At 23.8% G+C, this 4,005-nt stretch carries 5 protein-coding genes; 2 read left to right on the top strand and 3 right to left on the bottom strand.

Annotated features, from left to right (window positions below):
- Positions 1-142: 142 nt before the first annotated feature.
- Both ACR0QS_RS11705 and ACR0QS_RS11700 read right to left on the bottom strand, forming a co-directional pair.
- Positions 143-517 (bottom strand): hypothetical protein, encoded by a 375-nt coding sequence (locus ACR0QS_RS11705; RefSeq protein ID WP_432633632.1) that lies wholly within the window; start codon positions 515-517, stop codon positions 143-145.
- 18 nt (positions 518-535) lie between these two features.
- Positions 536-781, bottom strand: coding sequence for a hypothetical protein (locus ACR0QS_RS11700; protein ID WP_432633631.1), 246 nt, complete (start codon positions 779-781; stop codon positions 536-538).
- Between the two features lie 123 nt (positions 782-904).
- On the opposite strand from ACR0QS_RS11700, the gene ACR0QS_RS11695 reads away from it, so the two are divergent.
- Positions 905-2,413: a hypothetical protein gene (locus tag ACR0QS_RS11695; RefSeq protein WP_432633630.1), complete on the top strand. Its 1,509-nt coding sequence runs from the start codon at positions 905-907 to the stop codon at positions 2,411-2,413.
- A complete protein-coding gene (locus tag ACR0QS_RS11690) occupies positions 2,410-3,567 on the top strand; it encodes a radical SAM protein (RefSeq protein WP_432633629.1) in 1,158 nt (385 codons plus the stop codon). Before ACR0QS_RS11695 ends, ACR0QS_RS11690 begins: the two co-directional genes overlap by 4 nt.
- A 36-nt stretch (positions 3,568-3,603) precedes the next feature.
- Here the strand turns inward: ACR0QS_RS11690 and ACR0QS_RS11685 are convergent.
- A partial coding sequence (locus ACR0QS_RS11685; RefSeq protein ID WP_432633628.1) for a hypothetical protein occupies positions 3,604-4,005 on the bottom strand: 402 nt, incomplete at its 5' end.

Below are 4,005 nucleotides of genomic sequence, written 5' to 3'. Positions count from 1 at the left end.
GTATAAAGAATTAAATGATAAGTATAATAATTTGGCGTTAGTTTTTAATGAGGTTGTAGATAAGGTTGTTTGGTGGATACCGTTTAAAAAAATTAGAGAGAATTTCAGAAATAAATTTAATATTTGATTAGCTATTTAATTATTAACTATTTTTATTATTTTCATTTAATTTATTTGTATTACTTGATACATTATTTTTATCATTTTCAATTTGAAATTTCATTGTTTCTTCTCTTTTCACTTCTAGCAAATATGATTCGTCATGCAAAAGATTAGGGTCTTTAATTAAAATAATAAAATAAGCGACTATACATACGATTACAATTATTATAACCATTGATAAACATATATAAGCGATTATATCCTTACCACAAATTATACTAATTACTATAATAACCGCTAATAAAAATATACTCACAATGGAAAAACTAATTAACGGATTATATACATTTTTTATGTTTGCGGAAGCCATTTCCATATGAAGCAATTTTGCTATTTTAGCTTTTATCCATCCCATATTAAACCTATTTTTGAATTATATTCTAGCAAAATGTTGTTCTCTTTTATTAGACATATATACTGGGTTATCGGTATCTATTCTTAATAATTTTTTTTCATCATTATAAATAAAATCTATAATATTATTATAAATTTCTTGATTAGCATCAAAGTGATATAAGTCTTCTTCTATATAAATATTAATACAATTACTTCTAAAATAAATAATATCTATTTTTGAAACATTTATTAAAAAATTATCGCCTATTTGTATAAATTTCATTTTTAATCTCCTTAAGTAAAATTACTTGATTTCTATAATTATAATTCATTATTTCTAATTTGTAAAGTATTAAAGATTATAATTATAACAAATTCTTATCATGGAATATATTGGGCTACTTTAATGAAAAGAAAAGTTATAACTATGAGAATATTGCATTCTAATAAATTTAATTATTTTAAATATCCACCACAAAAATACTCGGGCGATATAATTAACGATATAAACGAAGCTAAAATATACGAAACGGCATTAGACGAAAGTATTGATTTAACGATTAATTATTTTAATGAAATAAAAAATTATTTGAAAGAAACGCAAAGTAATTTATATAATATTAATTATGATTTAACTGAAAAATATTATAGTGATTTTCAAGTTCACGAGTCGTTTAATAATTATATTGAAGATAAAAATAATAAATTAGAAAGTATGTATAAAGAGTTGAATGATAAGTATAATAATTTGGCATCAATTTTTAATGAGGTTGTAGATAGGGTTGCTTGGTGGATACCGATTAGGAAGTGGAGAGATAATTTCAGAAATAAATTCCCAAATTTAGATTTAAGAACTAAAATTAAATTTAATAATTCTGTCATATTATGGGAACCTAGTAGATATTCTCATGGAGAAATACTAACGGGTTTTGCTAAATATTTATTGGATTTGGGCTACGAAGTATATATATTTTGCAATCCAGATAGATATAAAGAAAAATTATTTTGTAGATTTAGAAATAAGCATTTACATTTTAATAAAATATCGGAAGCGGAAATATTAGATTCTTATTACAATTATCAATTTAAAAAATGCAAATTAATTATTATTACTACGGTTAGAAATGTTTTGGATACAAAATCAAATTATGAGCAAAAATTGGAACTATTTAATAAAGATATTAGGAATAAAATTTTATTAGTTGACCATGATATAAAAGCCCCAGTAGACAAAGGATTTATAAGAGACGATATTATTACTATATTTAAGCCAAATTATAAAAATATAATTACTAATGTGGTTAATCCTCATTATTTTGGAAATATAAAAATAACTTCAAAAAATAAATGTATTACAAAATTTATAATAATAGGCGAGATAAATTCCAAGAGAAGAAATCATTTTCAATTAATCGAAGCTATAGAAAAACTTTATAAAAATAAGTATTCAAATTTTAGATTTTATTTTATAGGCAATAATTCTGAAAATATAAATATTAAACCAGAATTAGCGGAATTGATAATAATAACGGGAAGATTAAATTTTGAAGGTATGTATAATAAATTAGAAGAAGCCGATTATATATTACCGTTATTAGACCCTGATAATTACGAACATAACAGATATATTACTACAGGAACTTTGGGAAGTTTTCAATTAATGTATGGTTTTATTAAACCAGCTATAATACATAAAAAATTTGCAGATTATTATAATCTTAACGATAAAAATGCCATAGTTTATAATAATAGTCAAGATTTATACGATAAACTTATTTATTCTATAAATATAGATTCAAATAAATATAAAAGTTTACAACAAAACCTTATAGAATTATCAAATTCTATATATGAAAAGTCTATTAACAATCTTAAAACTTTAATCAATAATATAAATTATAAGGGGTTAAAATGAATAAAAATATATGCAAAGTTCCTTTCGGTTTCATAGAAATAAATCAAGGCGGTGGTGTTTACACTTGCTGCTCGGCTTATATTAAAAACGGATGCATCGGAAATATATTTAATCAACCTTTTAACGAGATTTTTAATTCCGATAAAGCCAAAATGATTAGACGAAATTGCTTAAATGATGATTATAGCATGTGTTTCAATCACTTATGTTCGCCAAATAAAGACGCTTTTTCTTTTTTACTTGACAGTATATATGTCGGAGAAATAGAATATAGCGAAGAAATTAAATATCCTAAAATTATTAAGTTCAGTTATGATTTAGATTGTAATGTGAATTGTAAGAGTTGCAGAGAAAAAATATATAGAAACTCAAAAGAATATATTGAAGAACTTGACGAAAAAGCGAGAAAATATTTTCTTCCGATTTTGAAATATACGGATAAAGTTTGTTTAATCGGGAGCGGCGACCCGTTTGCGAGCAAGCATACGAGAAATTTTATAAAAATGATAGTGGACGAATATCCTAATATAAAATTCGATTTGCATACCAACGGTTTATTGTTAAACGAAAGAATGCTTACGGAATTAAATATAATAGATAAATTATCGTATGTTCAAATTTCAATTCATGCTTCCACAAAAGAAACTTACGATAAAATAGTTCTTGGCGGCGGTTGGGACACTTTAATTAAAAATTTAGAATTCGTTTCCAATCTTAAAAAACAAAATAAAGTTGAGAATATATTTTTATTCTTTGTAGTTTCAAAAATAAATTTAGGAGACGCTAAAGAATTTGTAAATCTATCGAAAAAGTATTCTGCGGAATGTTTCTTTTGGAATTTAAGAGATTGGGGAACTCAATATACAAAAAACGAAATGCCAAATGAATATGAAATATATAAAGTATTTAAGGACGATATATTTGGAGATAAAATCGTTCATTTGAATCCTTATTTGCATAATATAAGAAATAATGAAAATTTTTTGGAAGATTATTTTGTTAATGAAATAAACGAATTGAAAGATAAAATTAATTGTTATGAAAATAAATTAGGTAAATTGAATTGTAATGTTGGTAAGATTGTGGATAGTTTGGCATGGTGGATACCGATTAGGAAGTGGAGAGATGGGTTTAGAAGTAAATTCTTGATTTAGATATTGATAAAAATATATTTTAATAAACTGTTGTTTTTAATTATCTGGTTCAAAGTAATCTATGTCAAAATCCGTATCTGGAGATAAATGCATATATTCTATAGAAGATGTCGATATACAAAAACCAGAATCGTCCGCTACATCTAAAAAATATCGTTTATTTTTATTATATTTTTGAACTTTACTAAAATAAATATACTTGCCTTGCAAATTTGAACTTACTATACCAACTTCTCCAATAAAGAAATCGCCTGAAATTGTTTTAAATATAATTTTTTTATTACTGCTATCATAAACTAAAGTCTCAAATATTTGGTCTACAACATCTTCATATTGCGCTCTTTTAAATAAAAATCCATATAATTTATTATAAATATTTCTAAATCTAAACTTTAATATCGACATCAAGTATCCTAATAAAAATGAGAAAATATATGT

Source organism: Brachyspira sp. (assembly GCF_050873525.1).
Lineage (GTDB): Bacteria > Spirochaetota > Brachyspiria > Brachyspirales > Brachyspiraceae > Brachyspira.
Note: the sequence above shows the minus strand (reverse complement) of the source record. Positions and strands in the feature narration are given on the sequence as shown.